Annotated in this window: 15 protein-coding genes; 10 read left to right on the forward strand and 5 right to left on the reverse strand. The window is 71.2% G+C overall.

All coding sequences use genetic code 11. The features are described from left to right. Positions 1-121 precede the first annotated feature (121 nt). From FHT37_RS21890 to FHT37_RS21900, 3 genes are read left to right on the forward strand one after another with little or no spacing between them, the layout of a single operon-like run. The gene (locus tag FHT37_RS21890; RefSeq protein WP_091720269.1) at positions 122-2,038 is read left to right on the forward strand and encodes a diguanylate cyclase domain-containing protein; all 1,917 of its coding nucleotides are present in this window, start codon (positions 122-124) and stop codon (positions 2,036-2,038) included. Between the two features lie 7 nt (positions 2,039-2,045). Beyond that, entirely contained in the window at positions 2,046-2,933 is an 888-nt protein-coding gene (locus tag FHT37_RS21895; protein WP_255489904.1) for a cytochrome c4, read from the forward strand. Further along, complete coding sequence (locus FHT37_RS21900; protein ID WP_255489905.1) at positions 2,930-4,330, forward strand: c-type cytochrome; 1,401 nt, start codon at positions 2,930-2,932, stop codon at positions 4,328-4,330. The genes FHT37_RS21895 and FHT37_RS21900 overlap by 4 nt, the downstream gene beginning before the upstream one ends. A 1-nt stretch (position 4,331) precedes the next feature. Here the strand turns inward: FHT37_RS21900 and FHT37_RS21905 are convergent, their stop codons facing one another. Continuing rightward, positions 4,332-5,063 carry a TetR/AcrR family transcriptional regulator gene (locus tag FHT37_RS21905; protein WP_091720278.1) on the reverse strand — a complete coding sequence of 244 codons (732 nt, stop codon included), beginning with the start codon at positions 5,061-5,063 and terminating at the stop codon, positions 4,332-4,334. 99 nt (positions 5,064-5,162) lie between these two features. On the opposite strand from FHT37_RS21905, the gene FHT37_RS21910 reads away from it, so the two are divergent. The 5 genes from FHT37_RS21910 (at position 5,163) to FHT37_RS21930 (ending at position 9,751) form a co-directional block, all read left to right on the forward strand. Further along, positions 5,163-7,442 (forward strand): xanthine dehydrogenase family protein molybdopterin-binding subunit, encoded by a 2,280-nt coding sequence (locus tag FHT37_RS21910; protein ID WP_183484563.1) that lies wholly within the window; start codon positions 5,163-5,165, stop codon positions 7,440-7,442. Positions 7,443-7,456: 14 nt separating this feature from the next. Continuing rightward, positions 7,457-7,915: a (2Fe-2S)-binding protein gene (locus FHT37_RS21915; protein ID WP_183484579.1), complete on the forward strand. Its 459-nt coding sequence runs from the start codon at positions 7,457-7,459 to the stop codon at positions 7,913-7,915. 36 nt (positions 7,916-7,951) lie between these two features. Next, on the forward strand, positions 7,952-8,614 hold the full coding sequence (locus FHT37_RS21920) for an Isoquinoline 1-oxidoreductase subunit (RefSeq protein ID WP_217648366.1): 663 nt from the start codon (positions 7,952-7,954) through the stop codon (positions 8,612-8,614). Positions 8,615-8,774: 160 nt separating this feature from the next. Then, a complete protein-coding gene (locus FHT37_RS21925) occupies positions 8,775-9,269 on the forward strand; it encodes an Hsp20/alpha crystallin family protein (RefSeq protein ID WP_183484582.1) in 495 nt (164 codons plus the stop codon). 50 nt (positions 9,270-9,319) lie between these two features. After that, positions 9,320-9,751 carry an Hsp20/alpha crystallin family protein gene (locus FHT37_RS21930; RefSeq protein WP_183484585.1) on the forward strand — a complete coding sequence of 144 codons (432 nt, stop codon included), beginning with the start codon at positions 9,320-9,322 and terminating at the stop codon, positions 9,749-9,751. Between the two features lie 141 nt (positions 9,752-9,892). On the opposite strand, the gene FHT37_RS21935 is transcribed toward FHT37_RS21930, so the two are convergent. Further along, the gene (locus FHT37_RS21935; RefSeq protein WP_183484589.1) at positions 9,893-10,699 is read right to left on the reverse strand and encodes an amidohydrolase; all 807 of its coding nucleotides are present in this window, start codon (positions 10,697-10,699) and stop codon (positions 9,893-9,895) included. 41 nt (positions 10,700-10,740) lie between these two features. On the opposite strand from FHT37_RS21935, the gene FHT37_RS21940 reads away from it, so the two are divergent. Together FHT37_RS21940 and FHT37_RS21945 are read left to right on the forward strand one after the other, a co-directional pair. Further along, positions 10,741-11,469, forward strand: a complete 729-nt coding sequence (locus tag FHT37_RS21940) for a GntR family transcriptional regulator (RefSeq protein WP_147240438.1) — start codon at positions 10,741-10,743, stop codon at positions 11,467-11,469. A 21-nt stretch (positions 11,470-11,490) separates the two neighbouring features. Beyond that, complete coding sequence (locus tag FHT37_RS21945) at positions 11,491-12,462, forward strand: tripartite tricarboxylate transporter substrate binding protein (RefSeq protein WP_255489906.1); 972 nt, start codon at positions 11,491-11,493, stop codon at positions 12,460-12,462. A 39-nt stretch (positions 12,463-12,501) separates the two neighbouring features. Here the strand turns inward: FHT37_RS21945 and FHT37_RS21950 are convergent, their stop codons facing one another. Genes FHT37_RS21950 through cphA (FHT37_RS21960) form a run of 3 tightly spaced genes read right to left on the reverse strand, consistent with a single transcriptional unit; the run spans position 12,502 to position 19,446 of the window. Continuing rightward, on the reverse strand, positions 12,502-14,622 hold the full coding sequence (locus tag FHT37_RS21950) for an FUSC family protein (protein ID WP_183484595.1): 2,121 nt from the start codon (positions 14,620-14,622) through the stop codon (positions 12,502-12,504). After that, positions 14,622-17,210 carry a cyanophycin synthetase gene (cphA, locus tag FHT37_RS21955; protein WP_183484598.1) on the reverse strand — a complete coding sequence of 863 codons (2,589 nt, stop codon included), beginning with the start codon at positions 17,208-17,210 and terminating at the stop codon, positions 14,622-14,624. The genes FHT37_RS21950 and cphA (FHT37_RS21955) overlap by 1 nt, the downstream gene beginning before the upstream one ends. 58 nt (positions 17,211-17,268) lie before the next feature. Then, the gene (gene cphA, locus FHT37_RS21960) at positions 17,269-19,446 is read right to left on the reverse strand and encodes a cyanophycin synthetase (RefSeq protein ID WP_183484600.1); all 2,178 of its coding nucleotides are present in this window, start codon (positions 19,444-19,446) and stop codon (positions 17,269-17,271) included. Positions 19,447-19,603 lie beyond the last annotated feature (157 nt).

A 19,603-nucleotide genomic window follows, 5' to 3' on the forward strand; every position in this document is an offset into this window, starting at 1 on the left:
CCAGCTTGACGCAGATCGCACGGCCGCACCCATAATCGCCCGCACTCCTCTCTACCGCCGGCTCCCGCCGGACCCGTCCCGCCGATCCGCCTTCAAGAGACCGACCCGCCCGAGACGTCGCATGCGTTCCTCCGCCGAGCCGATCCACCGCACCAGCCTCGGTCGCGGCGTGGGGCTCCTGATGGTGGCCCTGGTGGCCATGGGCGTGATCGTGGCGCTGCTGGCCTGGCGGGCGCGGGCGACGCTGGACGACCTGCGCCGCGCCGACCGCATCAACAACGTGCTGCCGTCGATGACCACGCTGATGGAGGACCTGCTCAATGCGGAGACCGGCCAGCGCGGCTACCTGCTGACGCAGCGCGCCAGCTACCTGCAGCCCTACCGCGACGCCGTGCGCAACCTCGACCGCCGCGTCGAGGAGCTCGGCGCCCGCGACCAGGACCCCGCCCACGCGCCGAAGCTGGCGCGTGTGCGCGAGCTGGTGAACCTCAAGCTCGGCGAGATGAACCAGACGATCCGGCTGCACGATTCGGGCCGGCAGGACGAGGCGCTGGAACTGGTGCTCAACGACCAGGGCCTGCACCACATGGACGAGCTGCGCGACGTGCTGGGCGAGCTGACCTCGTCGCTGCGCGCCGAGCGCGCCGCGATCAGTGAGCGGCTGTCGCGCGAGGCCGGCCACACCGAGCTGCTGATGCTGGCCGGGCTGGCGATGCTGGGACTGTTCACCGTGATGGCGACCTCCCAGGTCGTCCTGCGCTCGCGCGAGCTGATGCGGACGCAGAAACGCCTCAAGGGCATCACCGACAACGTGCCCGCGCTGATCAGCCATTACGACGCCGACGGCCTGCTGCGCTTCGCCAATGCCGAGGTCGGCCGCGTCTTCCACGCCGATCCGGCCGCGCTGCGGGGCCGCACGCTCGAGCAGGTGCGCGGGACCGAGAACGCGGCGCAGATGCGCCCCTTCGTCGAGCGCGTGATGCGCGGCGAGGCCGTCTCCTTCGACGCCGAGCAGGTGATCGACGGCGAGACGCTCCACTTCCACCAGCGCTTCGTGCCGGAGCTGGTCGACGGCCGCGTCGAGGGCTTCTACGCCTGCTCGATGGACATCACCGAGCGCAAGCGCGCCGAGGCGCTGGTCGCCGCGAGCGAGCGCCGCATGAAGGCCGTCACCGACAACCTGCCGGTGTTCATCACCTACATCGACGCCGAGCGCCGGATGCGCTACGTCAACGAGACCCTGCGCACCTGGTTCGGCCTGGACCCGCAGGCGGCGATCGGCCTGCACATCGACGACGTGTTCGGGCAGGCCAGCACCCGTCAGCGCAGCGCGCAGCTGGACCTGGCGCTGAGCGGCGAGCGGGTCGAATTCGAGATCACCTCGGTGATGCTGGGCAAGCAGCGGCACCTGCGCACCGTGTACGTGCCCGACGTGGTCGCGGACGGTCGCGTGCAGGGCATCTTCACCCTGTCCGTCGACATCACCGTCATGAAGCAGGCCGAGGCGCAGCTGGCGCGGCTGGCCAGCTCGGACGCGCTCACCGGGCTGCCCAACCGGCGCGAGTTCGACCAGGCGCTGGCCGCGGCGCTGGCGCGGCAGCGTCGGCTCGCGCGCGAGGGCCGCGTGATGGCATTGCTGTTCCTGGACATCGACCGCTTCAAGGCCATCAACGACACGCACGGTCACGGCGTGGGCGATGTCGTGCTGCGCGAGTTCGCGGCGGTGCTGCGTCGCGCGGTGCGCGGCAGCGACCACGTGGCCCGCATCGCGGGCGACGAGTTCGTCGCGGTGCTGGAGGGCCTGAACCGGCCCGAGGAGGCGGAGCAGGTCGCCGCCAAGATCGTCGACGCGGTGCGCGCGGCGCGGCCGGCCGAGGTGGCGATCACGACCAGCATCGGCATCGCCACCGTCGCCGACGTCGAGGCGCCGGCGATGGACCTGATCGCCCTGGCCGACCGCGCGCTGTACCAGGCCAAGCACCAGGGGCGCGACGGCTGGACCGCGCTGCGATGGCCGGCACAGGACCAGCGGCGATGATGGCCCGATGAATCGCACCCGAATCGTCACGGGCGTCCTCATCGCCGCCGTACTGGGCCTGGGACCGTCCACCGCCTCCGTCGCGTTCGCGCAGGCGTCGCCGACCTCTTCCTCCCAGGTCGCCCCGGCCGCGAAGCCCGTCCCGGCGGCGAAGCCCGCTCCGACCGCGACGGTCGCGCCGGTCCCACGGATCGCGCCAGCAGTACCGGCCGCCCCGGCGGCCTCCGCCATCGGCACGGACGAGGAAGCCGCGCCCGGCGGCCGTCCGCTGCGGCCGCTGAGCAACGACATCGCGGAGCGCGTCCAGGCCTGCACGCTGTGCCACGGCCCGCAGGGCCGGGCGACGCCGCAGGGCTATTTCCCGCGGCTGGCGGGCAAGCCGGCGGGTTATCTCTTCAACCAGCTGCAGGCCTTCCGCGACGGGCGTCGCCATCACGCGCTGATGGCCGGGCTGCTGCGCAACATGAGCGACGACTACCTGCGCGAGATCGCCGGCTATTTCGCCGCGCTCGACGTCCCGTATCCGGCGCCCGCGCCGTCCGGGCTCGGCGCCGAGCAGCAGGCCCGGGCCGAGCGGCTGGTGACGCAGAGCGATCCGTCGCGCCGCGTGCCGGCGTGCACCGCCTGCCACGGGCCGTCGATGGCGGGTCGCCAGCCGGCGATCCCTGGCCTCTTGGGATTGCCGCGCGACTACCTCGTCGGGCAGCTCGGCGCCTGGCGCAACGGACTGCGGCGCGCGCACGCACCGGACTGCATGGCCGACGTGGCCCGGGCGCTGTCGGCCGACGACGTCGCCGTGGTCGCGAGCTGGCTCGCGGCACGCCCGGCGGGCGCGCATCCGGAGCCGCCGTCGTCGGCGCCGCTCCCGGTGGCTTGCGGAGGCCTCGCGCCATGAGCGGGTCGGAACACGCATCGGGGGCGGCGCCCCGCGACGCCGGCTCGTGGCCGGCGCAGGACCCGGCGCGGCCGATGAAGACCTTCCTGCGCGGACTGCTCGGCCTGGCGATCGCGCTGCCCGTGATGGCGCTGCTGTTGATCGCGGGTGCCTGGGGACGGGAGCTCTGGCTGTCCGGCCGTCCGGCCCTGTCCGGCGCCGAGGACACCAACCCCGCGCTGATCGCGCGCGGCGCCTACCTGGCGCGCGTCGCCAACTGCGCCGGCTGCCACAGTCCGCGCGGTGGCGCGCCGCTGGCGGGCGGGCTGCCGCTGGGCACGCCCTTCGGCACGCTGTTCAGCAGCAACCTCACGCCCGATCCGGAGACCGGCCTGGGCCGCTGGTCCGCCGACGACTTCTGGCGCGCGATGCACCACGGCCGCAGCCGCGACGGACGGCTGCTCTATCCGGCCTTTCCGTACACCAGCTACACGGCGATGTCGCGCGAGGACGCCGACGCGATCTTCGCGTGGCTGCGCCAGCAGCCGGCGGTCCGGCAGGCCGCGCCGGCCCACCAGCTCGGCTGGCCCTATCGCTGGCAGACCGCGCTGGCGGTGTGGCGCCTGATGTACTTCACGCCCGGCGATGCGCCGTCGCAGGACGAGCCCGGCGCCGATCGCGGCGCGTCGCGCGGGGAGGGCGCCCAGGCGGTGATCGCGCGGGGCCGCTACCTGGTCCAGGCGGTGGGTCATTGCGCCGAATGCCATGCGCCGCGCAACCGGCTGGGCGCGCTGCGGGACGCGACGGGGCTGCGCGGCGGCTGGGTCGGCGTGCAGGGCTGGACGGCGCCGTCGCTGGCGGATCCGCGGGCCGCGGGCGTGCAGGACTGGTCCGAGGACGAGGTGGCGCACTGGCTGCGCGCCGGCTGGTCGCCGCGCGGCGCGGCGCTGGGGCCGATGGCCGATGTCGTCGCCGAAAGCCTGCAGCATCTGAGCGAGGCGGACGCGCGCGCGATCGCCGTCTACCTGCGCGGCCTGCCCCGCGAGGCGACGACGCCGGCCGAGTTCAAGCCGGCGCCGCCGGCGCAGCTGGACCTCGGCCGCCGGGTCTATGCGAAGCACTGCGCCGACTGCCACGGCGACCAGGGCCAGGGACGGCGCATCGACGGCCAGCCCGCCTATCCGCCGCTGGCCGGCAACCGCGCCGTGACGCTCGACGCGCCGCAGAACCTGCTGCAGACGCTGGCCGACGGCGGCTACGCGCCGACGACCGCCGCCCACCCCCGGCCCTACGGCATGCCGCCGTGGCGGCAGGTGCTGAGCGAGGAGGAGATGGCCGCGGTCGCGACGGTCATCCGTCAGAGCTGGGGCAACCAGGCGCCGGCGGTGACGGCGCAGGACGTGCTGCGCTTGAGATGATTCACGGCCCCCGAGGGGCTGCTCTCCGAGCGGGCTGAACGGGCGCCTTTCGCCTGGGCGAGCCACCCTGACTGACCGCAAGACTGCGCAGCAGCATCGACATGCCTTCTTCCAGGTCCTCCTGGAATCGATACCGCAGTGGCGCCAGTTCCTCGCGTGCGATGACCGCCGCGGCGACTTCCCCCTGGACAGCCAGTGGCCACAGACCGATCAGCAGCGGCAGTGCGAGGTGGATGAACCTGTCGAACGTCGCGGCCGAAATGCTTGGCACGCTGACATGGAAAGCCATCGCAGTTTCTTGACGCACCGCCAGCAGGCCGTGCTTGAACTGGACCATGCGTTCGAAGGAGACGTTGCGCTCGAGGATGGACGGGAAGATGCTGGTGAGCCGGCACAGCAGCGGACGTGCCACGAAGGTCGACGAGAACACCCCGGCGATGTGTTCGATGGTCCCTTTGCGCTTGCCGCCGCGGTTGAGCGCCTGGACCAGTTCGCCCTGCCAGGCCATGAACTCCTCGACCAGGACATCGAGCAGGACGGCTTCGCTGCTCTCGAAGTAGCGGTAGACATTGGACTTGGTCATGCCGGCCTTGCGGGCCAGCTCATTGATGCCCAGGGCGTGCACGTCCGGGATCTCCAGCAGCAGGGACTTTGCTGTGTCGAGCAGCTGACGCCGGCGCTCCTCCTTTTGCTCAGGAGATCGCGCGCGTAAATAAGGTGGTGGCGGCTTCATCCCTGTATCTTAGAAACAACACAAGAGACTGCCGGTCTGCTAAACTGAGGACCATCGGTCTCTTATTTTCTCGACGACGAGCGACGCAGGGGTTTGGCCATGGTTACGCGAAGAACTGTGTTGCTCGGCAGTGCCGGCTTGGCGGGCGCGCTGGGGGCGCTGATGGTGGGCTGGACGGCGATGCCGCCCAGGCCGCGCCTGGTCACGTCCGATCCGCTGCCGACCGGCCCGGGACAGTCGGCGCTGAACGGTTGGGTCAAGATCGGAGCGGACAACACGGTCGGCATCGTGATGTGCAAGGCCGAGATGGGGCAGGGCATCTACACCGGTCTGGCGATGGTGCTGGCGGAGGAACTTGATGTCGATTGGGCGCAGGTTCGCGTTGAACAGGCGCCCATCGACAAGATCTATCAGAACGTCGCTGGAATCGTCGAAAGCCTGCCCTTCCACCCCGATGACCACGGCACGCTGAAGGCCATCGCCGAGCGGATCACCGGCAAGGCGATGCGCGAGTTCGGTCTGATGCTCACGGGGACTTCCTCCAGCATGAGGGATCTGTGGTTGCCGATGCGTCAGGCCGGCGCGTCAGCGCGAGCGATGCTGGTGGCCGCCGCGTCCCAGGAATGGGGAGTAAAGGCGAGGGAATGCCGTGTCGAGGCAGGCCGCGTGCTGCACCCGTCCGGCAGGAGCGCATCCTTCGGAGAATTGGCGGCTGCAGCGGCGAGCCAGCCGTTGCCCGATGCCGTTGTGCTGAAGGATCCCAAGACCTTCAAGTTGATTGGCAAGCCGCGTAAACGCCTCGAAGCCGCATCGAAGATGGACGGCAGCGCACGCTTTGGCATCGACGTGCTGCAGCCCGGCATGCAATACGCCAGCGTGGAAATGTGCCCGACCCTGGGCGGTCGCGTCGCCAGCTTCGACGCCACCGACGCGCAGAAGTTGCCTGGTGTGAGGAAGGTGCTTGCGCTGCCGCCGCTCTACGGCAGCACCGGTGGCGTCGCGGTGATTGCCGACACGCCCTACCACGCGATGCGCGCCGTCAAGGCGGTGCGCGTCGAGTGGGACGATGGGGTGGCGGCGAACTTGTCCTCCGATGAGATCTATCAGCGTCTGGCGCAATCGCTGGACACAGACGAAGGCTTCCACTTCTACAAGCATGGTGACGTCGATGCCGCGCTCAAGAGCGCCGTGAAGACCGTCAAGGCCGAGTACCGCGCGCCATATCTGGCCCACACGACGATGGAGCCGATGAACTGCACTGTCCAGTTCAAGGAGGGGCGCGCCACCGTATGGGCCGCTACGCAGGTTCCCGACATGGCGCGTCGCTCCGTGGCCAAGGTTCTGGGCCTCGCGGTCGAACAGGTCGACGTGCAGACGCAGCTGCTTGGTGGCGGTTTCGGCCGGCGCTGTGAAGTCGACGTCATCGCCCAGGCGGCGGCCATCGCCCGCGAGTCGGGCGGAGCGCCGGTCCAGGTGATCTGGTCGCGCGAGCAGGACACGACGCATGACTTCTACCGTCCGGCATGCGTCTCGCGTTTCCAGGCCGGGCTTGACGCCTCCGGCCAGTTGCTGGGCTGGCTGAACACCTCGGCCGGTCAGGCCATCATGCCGCAGGTCATCGAGCGCATGCTCGGCTTGCGCGCCGCCGTGCCCGACCGGACCACCTCGGAAGGCGCCTTCGACCAGCCCTACGAGTGGCCCTCGGCACGCATCGGCCACGAGGCCGTGGAGTTGCCCGTGCCGGTCGGCTTCTGGCGCTCCGTCGGGCATTCGCACCACGCCTTCTTCAAGGAGAGCTTCCTCGATGAAGTGGCCCACGCCGCCGGGCGCGATCCAGTGGCCTTCCGCGCCGCGCTGCTGGCCAGGCATCCTCGGCACTTGAAGGTGCTGCAGCGCGCTGCCGAGTTGTCGGGCTGGGGCCAGCCCCTGCCTGCGGCCGCCGATGGCACCCAGCGTGCCCGTGGCGTGGCCCTGCATCAGTCTTTCGGCTCCATCGTGGCGCAGGTGGCGGAGGTGTCGGTGTCCCCCGACAAGCGCATCCGCGTCCACCGTGTGACCTGCGTGATCGACTGCGGCCTCGCCATCAACCCGAACCTGGTGCGCCAACAGATGGAAAGCGGCATCGTCTACGGCTTGTCGGCCGCGTTGAACGATGAGGTGCGCATCGAGAAGGGGCAGGTCCAGCAGACCAACTTCCACGACAACCCCGTGCTGCGCTTCGATGAATGTCCGGTGATCGACACCGAAGTCATCGCCAGCGACGAAAACCCCGAAGGCGTCGGCGAACCCGGTACGCCGCCGGTCGCCCCGGCTGTGGCGAACGCCCTGTTCACCCTCACCGGCCAGCGGCTGCGCCGCCTGCCACTGAAGCTGGCTTGACCCGGAGAAGTCTCATGACCCCGTTGACGATCAATCGCAAGCCTGTGGAAGTGCTGGCCGAGCCCGACACACCGCTGTTGTGGGTGTTGCGTGGCGAGCTGCAGCTGACCGGCACCAAGTTCGGTTGCGGCATGGCGCTGTGCGGCGCATGCACCGTGCACATCGATGGCGAGCCGACGCGCTCCTGCGTCACGCCGATCTCGGCGGTCGGCCTGCGCGAGGTGACCACCATCGAAGGGTTGTCCGGGCCGCAGGTGGCCATGCTGAAGGCGGCGTGGACCGATGTCGACGTGGTGCAGTGCGGCTACTGCCAGAGCGGGCAACTGATGGCCGCGGCTGCGCTGCTGAGGCAGAACCCCAAGCCGACCGATGCGGACATCGACGCCGCCATGGCCGGCAACATCTGCCGCTGCGGTACCTACCCGCGCATCCGTGCGGCCATCCATCAAGCGGCCGCGATGGCCGCAGCGTGAGCGGACCGGCACCCACGGCCACCTTCGGGAGAGAGCATGTCGACATTCCCACCCACCCGCGGCTTCGGCGTGGGCCGCATGAAAACCGCCGGGATGCTCGTCGCCGGCGGCTGGCTGCTGGTGGCCGGCTGGGTTCAGGCACAGCCCGCCGCCGCCAGTGCGCCGGCCACCACCTTGCGCTCGCCGTCGCAGTTCTCGAGCATCGCGGATGACAAGGCACGGTCGCAGGCCCTGTTTGTCGAAGCGGGCAAGGTGATCCAGCATCCCCGCTGTCTGAACTGCCATCCGAATGGCAACCGCCCACTGCAGGGCGACGGCATGCAGCTGCACCAGCCGTTGGTCTTGCGCGGCAAGGACGGTTTCGGCACCACGGCGATGCGTTGCGCCAGCTGCCACGGCGCCCAGAACTTCCAAGCGACGCGGAGTTTCAGCGTGCCGGGCAACGAGCATTGGCACCTGGCGCCGCTCGAGATGGCCTGGCACGGCCGTGCCCTCGGCGAGATCTGCAAGCAGCTGAAAGACCGATCACGCAACGGTGGCAAGACGATGGACCAGATCATCGACCACATGGCGCGCGATGAGTTGGTCGGCTGGGCCTGGTCTCCCGGTGCCGGCCGCGCGCCGGCGCCGGGCACCCAGAAGGAATTCACCGATCTGATCAAAGCCTGGGCGGACAGCGGCGCGCACTGTCCAACATAGCGTGCCTGTGGCGGGGTTCGGGCTCCGCGCGGCGGGCGCGGCATATGGGGACGGGCCACCCTCGATTTCAAGATCTTGAAGCGCGACCGGGCGCTCCTAGTTGGGGAGTCATGGCGGACACCCCGCCGCGACCCATCCGCAGGAAGCCAAGGAGCCCCGCATGTACCGTCAACTGTTTGCCCGTGAACTGTTCAACGACCTGGACCGCTTCCAGCGCGAGATGAGCAGCCTGTTCGAAGCCACCGCCGGCCGTGGCGTCGCGCGCGGGGGTTATCCGGCCCTCAATGTGGGCCTGTCGCCGGAGGCGGTGGAGGTCCATGCCTTCGCCCCCGGCCTGGACCCGGCCACGATCGGCGTGGACCTGGACCGCGGCGTGCTGAGCCTGTCCGGCGAGCGCGTGTCGCCGCTGGCCGCCAAGCCGTCCGCGACCGAGGGCGACGGCGAGGCCGCGGCCCAACCCGCCGCGTCGGTCGCGTCGGCCGGCAAGACCATCGTCCATCAGCGCGAGCGCTTCGCCGGCAAGTTCCGACGCGTCGTCAGCCTGCCCGATGACATCGATCCGGAGCAGGTGATCGCCTCCTACAAGGACGGCGTGCTGCGCGTCAGAGTCAAGCGCCGGCCCGCGCCGCAGCCCCGCCGCATCGACATCCACTGATCCGCGCCCGCCGCGATCAAGTCCCCGGAACCCCGAGACGAAAGCATTTCATGAGCACGACCGCCGTTCACACCCCCGCCACCGACGCCGCCAGCGTGTCGGCTTCGACCTCCGCCACCGCCTCGACACAGGCCGCGCGCCGACGCGACGACTACGCGATCCAGCCCGCCGTCGACGTGATCGAGGACGCGCAAGGCCTGACGCTGTTCGCCGACCTGCCCGGCGTGCCGCGAGAGCAGTTGCAGCTGCGCGTCGACCAGGACCGCCTGGTCATCGAGGCCGAGATGCAGCTGGACGTGCCCGCCGGACTGGCCGCCGGCCATGTCGAGGTGTCGCGCCAGTTCTATCGCCGCGCGTTCACGCTGAGCAAGGAACTCGACGCCGACCAGATCAGCGCCGAACTGAACCACGGCGTGCTGCGGGTGCGCATCCCCAAGGCAGCGCACGCGCAGCCGCGCAAGATCGACGTCAAGCTGAGCTGATCTCGCCGGGCGCGCCGGCCTGCCTCGGGCCGGCCGCGATCGTCGACATGACACGGGCTCCCAGTCGGGAGCCCGTGTCGCGTCCGGGCCCCGACCTCCGCCGGGTTGGATCAGACGCCGCGTGGCGTCCGCTGCGCGCTTTCAGAACCGGTACAGCCGGCACGCGTTGCCGGCCCGCAGCGCCTCGAGCGTCCCGCTCGTTCCCGCCGCGTCCTCGAGCCATGCGGGCGAGGTCGACGCGTCCCGCGCCTGCTCATGCGCCGTGCAGGGCCAATCGCTGCCCCACATCAGGCGCCCCGGACCGATCAGGTCCAGCCAGCGGGACAGCAGCGCGGTCGCCTCGCAGCCGGCCTCCAGGCGATAGGGCGCGCTGAGCTTCACATGCAGCCGATCCCGCTGGGCGGGGGCCAATGCCTCGAACTCCGACGCCGCCGCAGGCTTGCCGAAGTGGTCCGCGACGACGGTCAGCGCCTGCGGAATCCGCGCCAGGACTTCCGCCAGCCGGCCGTGGTCCGTGTGGACCTGCACATGCCAGTCCAGCGCCTGGAGGCGCTCGAACAGCGGATGCCATTCCGCGCCCAGCCGGTGATCGCCGCCCACGAGATTGAGCCGCACGCCGCGCACGCCCAGCGTCTGCATGCGCTCAAGTTCAGCCATGGCGATGTCCGGCGCGACCACGACCACGCCGCGCAGTCGTCCGGCCTGCTCCGCCAGCAGCCGCAGCAGGTGGGTGTTGTCGGTGCCCAGGAAGCTTGGCTGCACGAGCACGCCCTGCGTGACGCCATGGGGCGCCGTCGCCGCGACCCAGGCCTCCAGCGGCGCCGCGTAGGCGGGCACATAGCGCGCGCCGGGCACGCCCGTGCTGGTCAGCGGGAAGGCGTGGAAATGGGCGTCGACCACGCCCGCACCGGGCGCGGGCTTGACGTCGGAAGAGGGCGTCGGCATCATGCGCGAATTCTAGTCCTATAGAGGACTATAGGAAAACCACCTTGGACACAGGACTTCCGAACGCGGCCGGCGTGAGCCGGTATGCCCAGCTCGCGCAGGAGCTGCGCCAGCGCATCGTCGGTGGGGAATGGGCCGCCGGCGCGGCCATTCCCGCCGAGACCGAACTGGCGGAACGCTTCGGCGTGGCGCTGGGCACGGTGCGTCAGGCCGTGGCCATGCTTGCCGCCGAAGGCATCGTCCAGCGCGTGCATGGCAAGGGGACCTTCGTCACGCAGGGGCTGAACGGCCCGTCGCTGCTGCGCTTCTTCCGCTTCCGCGGACCGACGGACGAGCCGCCGACGGCTCGCGTCCATCGCTGCCAGACGGTGCGGCTGCGCGCGGCCGAAGCGCTGGCCCTGGGTCAGCAGACCGGCGACGCGGCGCTGCGGGTGAAGCGGGTCCGGCTGCTGGCGGGGCGGCCGGTGCTGGCCGAGGACCTGCTGCTGCCGCTGGCCCGCTTCGAGGCGCTGCGCGCGCTCCCGACCCGCGAGTGGGAGGACCTGCTTTATCCGATGCTGGCCCGTCTCTGCGGCGTGACCGTCGCGCGGGCCAATGACGAGCTGAGCTTCGGGCACCTCGACGCGGCCACCGCCGCGCTGCTGGACCTGCCCGAGGGCGCGCCCGCGATCCGCGTCGACCGGCAGGCCTTCGACCTGGGCGGCCACTGCATCGAGCTGCGCACCACCTGGGGCGACGCGACCGCCTTCCACTACAGCGCCGAGATGCGCTGATCGCTCTATCAGGAGACCATGATGATCGGACGACGTCCCGCCGTGATGACGGCGCTTGCCCTGGCCTGCGGCCTGTCGACGGGCGCCTGGGCGCAAGCCTGGCCCAGCAAGCCGGTGACCCTGATGGTCAGCTACCCGCCGGGCGGCGGCGCCGACCTGATCGCAAGGCTGATCGCGCCCAAGCTGGGCGAGGCGCTCGGCCAGACCGTCATCATCGAGAACCGCCCCGGCGGCAGTGGCCAGATCGCCGCCGGCGCGGTGGCGCGCGCGCCGGCCGACGGCTACACGCTGCTGTTCGACGCCTCGTCCTACGCGGTCACGCCGACGCTGTTCCCGAACTCGCCCTACAAGCAGGGCAAGGCCTTCAAGACGGTCGCGGTCACGGCGCTGTTCCCCAACGTGGTCCTGGTCAACGCCCAGTTCCCCGCGAAGACGGCCGCTGAGCTGGTCGCCGCGGCCAGGGTGAAGACCGACCAGGTGGCCTTCGCGTCGTCGGGCAACGGCTCGGCGCAGCACATCGCCGGCGTGCTGTTCGAGCAGGCCGCGAAGGTCGAGATGATGCATGTGCCCTACAAGGGCGGCGGTCCGGCGCTGACCGATGTCATCGGCGGCCAGGTGCCGGTGTTCTTCGGCAACGTGGCCTCGACGCTGCAGTACGTGAAGCAGGGCAAGCTGCGCCCGCTGGCGGTGAGCGGCCGCCAGCGCTCGGCGGCGCTGCCCGAGGTGCCCACCGGCGCCGAGGCCGGCCTGCCCGGCTTCGAGATGTACGAGTGGAACGGCCTGTTCGCGCCGGCGGGGACGCCGGCACCGGTGGTCGAGCGCCTGTCCCGGGCCGTCCAGCAGGCGCTGGCCGCGCCGGAGGTGAAAGCCCGGATCGTGGAACTGGGCGGCGAGCCCTTCCCCGGCGGTGTCGCCGAGTCCGGCAAGTTCGTCGAGGCGGAACTCAAGCGGATGTCGACCCTCATCAAGGAGCGGCACATCACGGTGGAGTGATCACCGTGGCGTGATCGCCCGCGCGGCGCCGCCGGGCGATCAGTTCAGCCGAGACACCGACATCTCCGCCTCGGGCGGCGCCGCCATCGCGGCGAACGCCGCCTCGGCGGCCTGGCCCGCGCGCGCCGCGTCGTCCAGGCTGACCTGCATGCGGCGCCGCATCCACGGCCGGATGTCCTCCAGCGGGCCGACGTCCGGCAGCAGGCTCCAGTCCTGCAGCGCCTGCACCGCGTGCGGCACCGGCTCCTGGCCGGCCAGCGCGCGCTGCAGCTTCGCGGCCGCGGCCGGCATCTCGGCCATCAGGTCGCCGTCCAGCTCCTTGCCGCGCCGCATCAGGCTCTGCCGCATCATCGACAGGTGGGCCATCAGGCGGTAGCCGTGGTCCAGCACCGCATTGAGCTCGTCCTGCGGCGGCCGCACCCGGCGCGGTTCCGCCGCGCTGCGCTGCAAGGCGGCGGACAGCGCCGCCAGCGCGTCATAGGCCTGGCGCCGCGCCATGCGCTGGGTGAGCGCGCCCGCGGGCGTCATCGCCGCGGTCATCGCCTGCAGCGCGTACTGCTGCAGCGCGTGCTGCGCCCGCTTCAGCGCGCGCGGCAGGTTGCGCCGCTCCCAGGCCGGCAGCACGTAGCTGAAGGCCCAGGCCAGGACCGCGCCCAGCACCGTGTCGGCCAGCCGCTCCGAGACCGCGATGCCGTGCGACGGATCGGCCAGGTGCGACTGCAGCAGGGCGAGCATCGTGGCGGCGATGGCGGTGACCAGGTAGCGGCGGGTGACGAACGCATGCGCGATGCCGACCGCCACCTGCAGCACGACGATCCACAGCGTCTGGCTGGGGATCAGCGACAGCGCCAGCATCAGCCCGCAACCGATCGCCGTGCCCAGCACCCGCAGGTTGCGGCGCTCCAGCGTCTGGTCCAGGCTGCCGCGCAGCACGACGGCCACCGACAGCACCAGCCAGTGCGGATGGGAGGCCCAGGGCAGCGCCAGCGCGATGAAGTAGGCCGAGGCCAGCGCCAGCGTGCTGCGCAGCGCGTGCCGCAGCACTGGCGAGTCCAGGTGCAGCTGCGCCCGCAGCAGACCCATGGGCCAGCCGACCGGCGTGACGAACTGGCGCAGCGTGCCCGCGTCCAGCGCCAGCGGCGGCACCGGCTGGGCGACGTCGAGCGCGCGGCCCATCGCCAGCACCTCGCCGTCCAGGTGCGAGAGCCGGTCCTGCAGCACCAGCTGCAGGCGGGTGCGCGGATCCTGCGGCGGCAGCTCCGGCCAGCGCGTCGGCCGCACCGTGTTCATCGCGGGCGCGCGCTCGTCGAGCAGCGCATCGCGGTACTCGTCCAGCAGCACGCCCAGCGCCTTGAGCCGGCCCACCAGCGCCGCGCGCATCTGCTGTCCGACCGGGTCCTCGCCCAGCAGTTCCAGGTCGAGCCGGCTGGCCAGCATCAGGTCGCGCAACTCCACCACGTGCAGCAGCACCGCGGCGCTGCGCGGATCGGTGCGGGCGCGCGGGAACACCTGGTCGCGCGCGGTCTGCAGCAGCTCGGCGAGCTGGGCCTCGTTGCCCAGCCAGTCGCGCATCGCATGGGCCGCGCCGCCGCTGCCCAGCAGCTCGGCGCGCGCGGTCAGCAGCTGGGCCAGGCCGTGCAGCGCCTCGGCCAGCGCGAGGCGATGGAAGCGCCGCTGCAGCAGCGCGCTGGTCAGCACGCTCCACAGCAGGTAGAGCGCGATGCCGGCCGCGCCGCTGGCCAGCACCACCGGCAGCGGCTGCGGCGGCCAGGCCAGCGCGAAGACCATGGCCAGGATGGGCGCGAACGAGACCGGGCCCGCGCGCGGGCCCCAGCTCAGCAGCAAGGCGCTGCCGAAGGCCAGCGCGGCCACCAGCACGCCCATCGCGATGCGGTAGGGATGCAGCACCGCGACCAGCCCGACCGCCAGCAGCGACATCGCGCCGGCGGTGAGCACCCGGTTGCGGTTGCGCCGGACGCTGCCCGGCAGATCGGCCAGGCTGGCACAGATGGCGCAGGCCATCGCCAGCTGCGAGGCGACGTGCGACAGCGCGGCGGGCGCCGCGTGCGAGACGATCGCCTGCACCAGCATCACCCCCAGGGCGACGCTGAGGCCGTTCCACCAGTGCGCCGGCCAGTGACGCCAGCGACCGGCCGCCATCAGGCTTCCCGGACGCGCTGGTTCAGGTGGGCCAGGGCTTCCTCGACCTGGTCGACCAGCACCAGGCACAGGTCGCCCGGCTGCAGGCGTTCCAGCGCGCGGTCGATCGCGACGAACTCGCCGCGGATCTCCTCGATGTGCTTCGTCCGGGTCGCGCCCTTGAGGCCTTCCTGCAGCAGCGCCAGGACCTCGCCGTCCTCGCGGCCACGCTGGCAGGCGTCCTGGAACAGGATGGCCTCGTCGAAGGCCTCGCCCAGGATCTGCGTCTGGATGCGGATGTCCTCGTCGCGGCGGTCGCCGGCGCCCGAGATCACCACCGAGCGCTTGTTGGCCGGCAGCGCCTGCACCGCCTGCACCAGCGCGCGCATCGCGTCGCCGTTGTGGCCGTAGTCGGCGATGACGGTCGCGCCGCGGTAGTCCATCACGTTGAAACGTCCCGGCACGCTGTCCGGGTCGCTCATGAAGCTGGCCAGCCCGCGCCGGATCGTGTCCCAGTCCAGGCCCACGCCCCAGGCCGCCGCCACGGCCGCCATCGCGTTCTCGTTCTGGAACGGGATCGCGCCGCCGCGGGTGAAGGGGATGTCTCGCAGCGGGATGGACTCGCGCCACGCGCCTTGCGCCGCGACCAGCGCGTCGCCGTCGATGTAGACGCAGCGCTTGCCCTGCGCGCGGTGGGTGGCCATCAGCGGATGGTGACGGTCGCTGGCGAAGAAGATCACCTGGCCCGGGCAGACCTCGGCCATCTTGGCCACGACCGGGTCGGCGGCATTGAGCACCGCATAACCGTTGTCGGCCACGTTCTGCACGATCACGCGCTTGACCAGCGCCAGCTCCTCGACGGTGTTGAGGAAGTTCATGCCCAGGTGGTCGCCCTCGCCCAGGTTGGTCACCACCGCCACCTGGCAGCGGTCGAAGCCCAGGCCCTCGCGCAGCACGCCGCCGCGCGCGGTCTCGAAGACTGCGGCCTCGACGTCCGGGTGCATCAGCACGTTGCGGGCGCTCTTCGGGCCCGAGCAGTCACCGCTGTCGGTCTGGCGACCGTCGACGTAGACGCCGTCGGTGTTGGTCATGCCCACGCGCAGGCCCTGTGTCGCGAACATGTGCGCCACCAGGCGCGAGGTCGTCGTCTTGCCGTTGGTGCCGGTAACCGCGACGATGGGGATGCGGCCGTCCTCGTTCGCGCTGCCGCGGTTGCCCGGGCCGTAGATGCTCGAGATGATGGCCTCGCCGACGTCGCGGCCCTTGCCGTAGGACGGGCTCAGGTGCATGCGCAGCCCCGGCGCGGCGTTGACCTCGACGATGCCGCCGCTCTGCTCCTCGAGCGGCTTGTGCACGCTCTCGGCCACCACGTCGACGCCGCAGACATGCAGGCCGACGACGGTCGCCGCCGCGATCGCGCGCGCCGCGACCTCGGGATGCACGTCATCGGTCACGTCGGTGGCGGTGCCGCCGGTGGACAGGTTGGCGTTGTTGCGCAGGATCACGCGGCGGCCCTTGTCGGGTACCGACTCGGGCGTCAGGCCCTGCAGGTCCAGGCGCGCGATGGCGATGTCGTCCAGGCGGATCTTCGTCAGCGAGGTGGCATGGCCGTCGCCGCGGCGCGGGTCCTCGTTGACCTTGTCGACCAGCTGGCGCACCGTGTGCACGCCGTCGCCGATCACGTTGGGCGGGTCGCGGCGGGCCGCGGCCACCAGCTTGTCGCCGACCACCAGCAGGCGGTAATCGCTGCCGGGCAGGAACTTCTCGACCATCACCGTGCCGATCTCGTCGGCCGCCTTGTAGGCCATCTCCAGATGCTCGCGGGTGGCGACGTTCACCGTCACGCCCTTGCCCTGGTTGCCGTCCAGCGGCTTGACCACGACCGGCAGGCCGATCTCCTGCGCCAGCTCCCAGGCTTCGTCGACCGAGTTCACCGGCGCGCCGATCGGCACCGGCACGCCGGCCGACTGCAGCAGGCGCTTGGACAGGTCCTTGTCCTGCGCGATCGATTCGGACACCGCGCTGGTGGCGTCGACCTCGGCCGCCCAGATGCGGCGCTGCTTGACGCCCCAGCCCAGCTGCACCAGCGAGCCCTGCGTCAGCCGGCGGAACGGGATGCCGCGCTTGCAGGCGGCGTCGACGATGGAGCCGGTCGAGGGGCCGAGGCGGATGTCCTCGTCGGTCTCGCGCAGCGCCTTGATGGCGGCGTCGGCGTCGAAGGCGCCGCCGGACTGGGCCGCGGCGATCAGCTCGACGGCCTTGTCGAAGGCCATGCGGCCGACGTCTTCCTCGCTGTACTCGACGACGACCTGGTAGGTGCCCGGCTCGGACGTCGTGTGGGTGTGGCTGAAGGTCACCGGGCAGCCGGCCTGGGCCTGCAGCGCGAGCGCGGCCTGCTCCAGCACATGGGCCAGCGTGATGGGCGACTTGGCGCTGCTGGCCGGCCGCAGCGGGCCGATGCCGGGGAAGCGCTCGCGCAGGCGGGCCTCGAAGCCGGCCATGTCGGCGAGCGCGCGCTCGGTCTCGCTGCAGTGCACGACCGCCTCGATGGCGGTGTGGCGGCTCCACATGTTGGGGCCGCGGAGGGCGCGGGTGCGGGAGACTTCCATCTGTCGTCTTTCGGTTCGACTGTTCTTTGAAGGGGCGATCGGAACGGCGGCCGCGCGCTTACTGCGGCAGGTCCGGCACGAAGGTGTCCAGGCCGGCGGAGATCAGCTCGGGCGAGATGCCCATTGCCCACGCGGTGGCGACGGCGGCCAGCACCGAGTCGGTGGCGATCTCCTGCCCGGCCGCGCGGAAGCGGGCCTGCAGCGAATCGACATTGGCGCCCGAAGTTTCCGCCGTGCCCTGCGCCAGCATCGCGGCGCCGCCGCGCAGGAACACGCCGCGGCCTTCCCGCGCGCGGTGCGCGGACAGTGCCTCGTTGGCGGCGTCCAGGGCGTAGAAGATGACCTCGCCGTCGGAGAGCTCCGCCATCTCGGCCACCTTGGCCTCGTCGGCGTTGAGCACGGCGACGCCGTCGGACAGCACCACGTCCACCTGCGTGCGCAAGACCTTGAAGAGCTGGTCCTCGGTCTGGATGTCGTGCTGGTCGAGCTCGGGCACGCGGCCCATGTCGGTGACGACGCCGACCTGGCAGCGGTCGTAGGCCAGGCCGTCGCCCAGGATGGTGCCGGCGCCGTTCTCCACGACGATCGCGTCGACCGCGCGGTTCATCAGCAGGCGGTGGCTGGCGGCCCAGGTCGCGCTGGGCTTGCGCTCGACGCGGCGGGTGCCCAGGAACAGGCCGGCGCCGCAGGCCAGGCCGACGTGGCGGCCGTTCAGGTGCAGCAGCCAGCCGACCAGGCGCGCGATCTGCGCCGTGCCGCGCGAGCCCGCCACGCCCACGATCGGGATGCGGCCGTTCTCGTCCTCGGCGAACAGGTGGTCGATGATGGCCTGGCCCACCGGCTGGGGCATGCCCTCGGCCGGCTTCAGGTGCATCAGCAGGCCGGGGCCCGCGTTGACCTCGACGATGGCGCCGCCGGTCTCGGACAGCGGCCGGGAGATGTCGCTGCAGACCAGGTCCACGCCGGCGATGTCCAGGCCAACGGTGCGCACCGCCAGCGAGACCGCATGGGCGACCTCGGGGTGGATCTGCGCGGTGCAGTCGATCGCGACGTTGCCGTTGCGCTGGATCAGCACGCGCCGGCCGGCCTCGGGCACGCCGTCGCCAGACAGGCCCTGGCGCTGCAGGTCCAGCAGCACGACCGGGTCGTCGCGGATGTCGATGCGGTTGAGCGGGAAGTCCTCGGTCGTGCCGCGGCGCGGATCGGTGTTGATCTGCAGGTCGATCAGCTCGACGACGCTGTGCGTGCCGTCGCCGGTGATCCAGGCTTCCTCGCCGCGGGCCGCGGCGACCACCTGGCCGCCGACCACCAGCAGGCGGTGCTCCATGCCGGGGATGTAGCTCTCGACCAGCACTTCCGAGCCTTCTTTGTCGGCCAGGTGGAAGGCGGCCTCGACATCGGCCTGGTGGCGAAGGTCCAGCGTGACGCCGCGGCCGTGGTTGCCGTCCGAGGGCTTGACGACGACCGGCAGGCCCAGGTCCTGGGCGACGTCCCAGGCCTCGGCGGCGGTCTTGACCGCCTGGCCGGCGGGCACCGGCACGCCGACGGACTTCAGCAGTTCCTTGGTCAGGTCCTTGTCGCGTGCGATGCCTTCGGCGATCGCGCTGGTCATGTCGGTCTCGGCCGTCCAGATGCGGCGCTGGCGCGCGCCGTAGCCGAGCTGGACCAGGTTGCCGTCGTTCAGGCGGATGTGGGGGATGCGGCGGTCGGTCGCGGCGGCCACGATGGCGGCGGTCGACGGGCCGAGGTAGCAGTCGTCGAGCTTGTCGCGGATGGCCTCGACGGCGGCGCCGACGTCGAAGTCGTCGCCGTTGATGGTGGCCATCAGCAGCGCATGGCCCTGCTCCAGCGCACAGCGGGCGACCTGCTCGTCGCGGGCGCGGAAGACCATGCGATAGACGCCATGCTGCGAGGTGGAGCGGGTCTGGCCGAAGCCGGTGGGCATGCCTGCCAGGTTCAGCAGCTCGATGACGACGTGCTCCAGCACGTGGCCCATCCAGGTGCCTTCGGTCAGGCGCTGCAGGAAGCCGCCGCGCTCGCCCACGCCGCAGTGGTGCTCTTCCAGCGCCGGCAGCCGCTTGCACAGGCGCTCGGTGAAGCCGGGGATCAGGTTCGAGGGATGTTCCTCCAGGCCACCCAGGTCCAACCAGGTTTCCAGCACCGGACGGTAGGTCCACATGTTGGGGCCGCGCAGGTAGTTGATGCGCAGGAGCTTGATGTCGTCGTGTCGGCTCATGAGGGGTGGGAACGTGGAAGGGGGCCGCCCGGCGGACCACCGGAGAGGAATGCGAAGCACAATTGTGCGCTTAAGCGAAAATCCCGCGAAAAATGCCGCATCCGGGTTGGTCCGGGTCTTGCCCTGACCAGGGAAGCGGCGAAGAACCTCCGGTTTC

The organism is Mitsuaria sp. BK037, from assembly GCF_014193045.1.
Lineage (GTDB): Bacteria > Pseudomonadota > Gammaproteobacteria > Burkholderiales > Burkholderiaceae_C > Roseateles.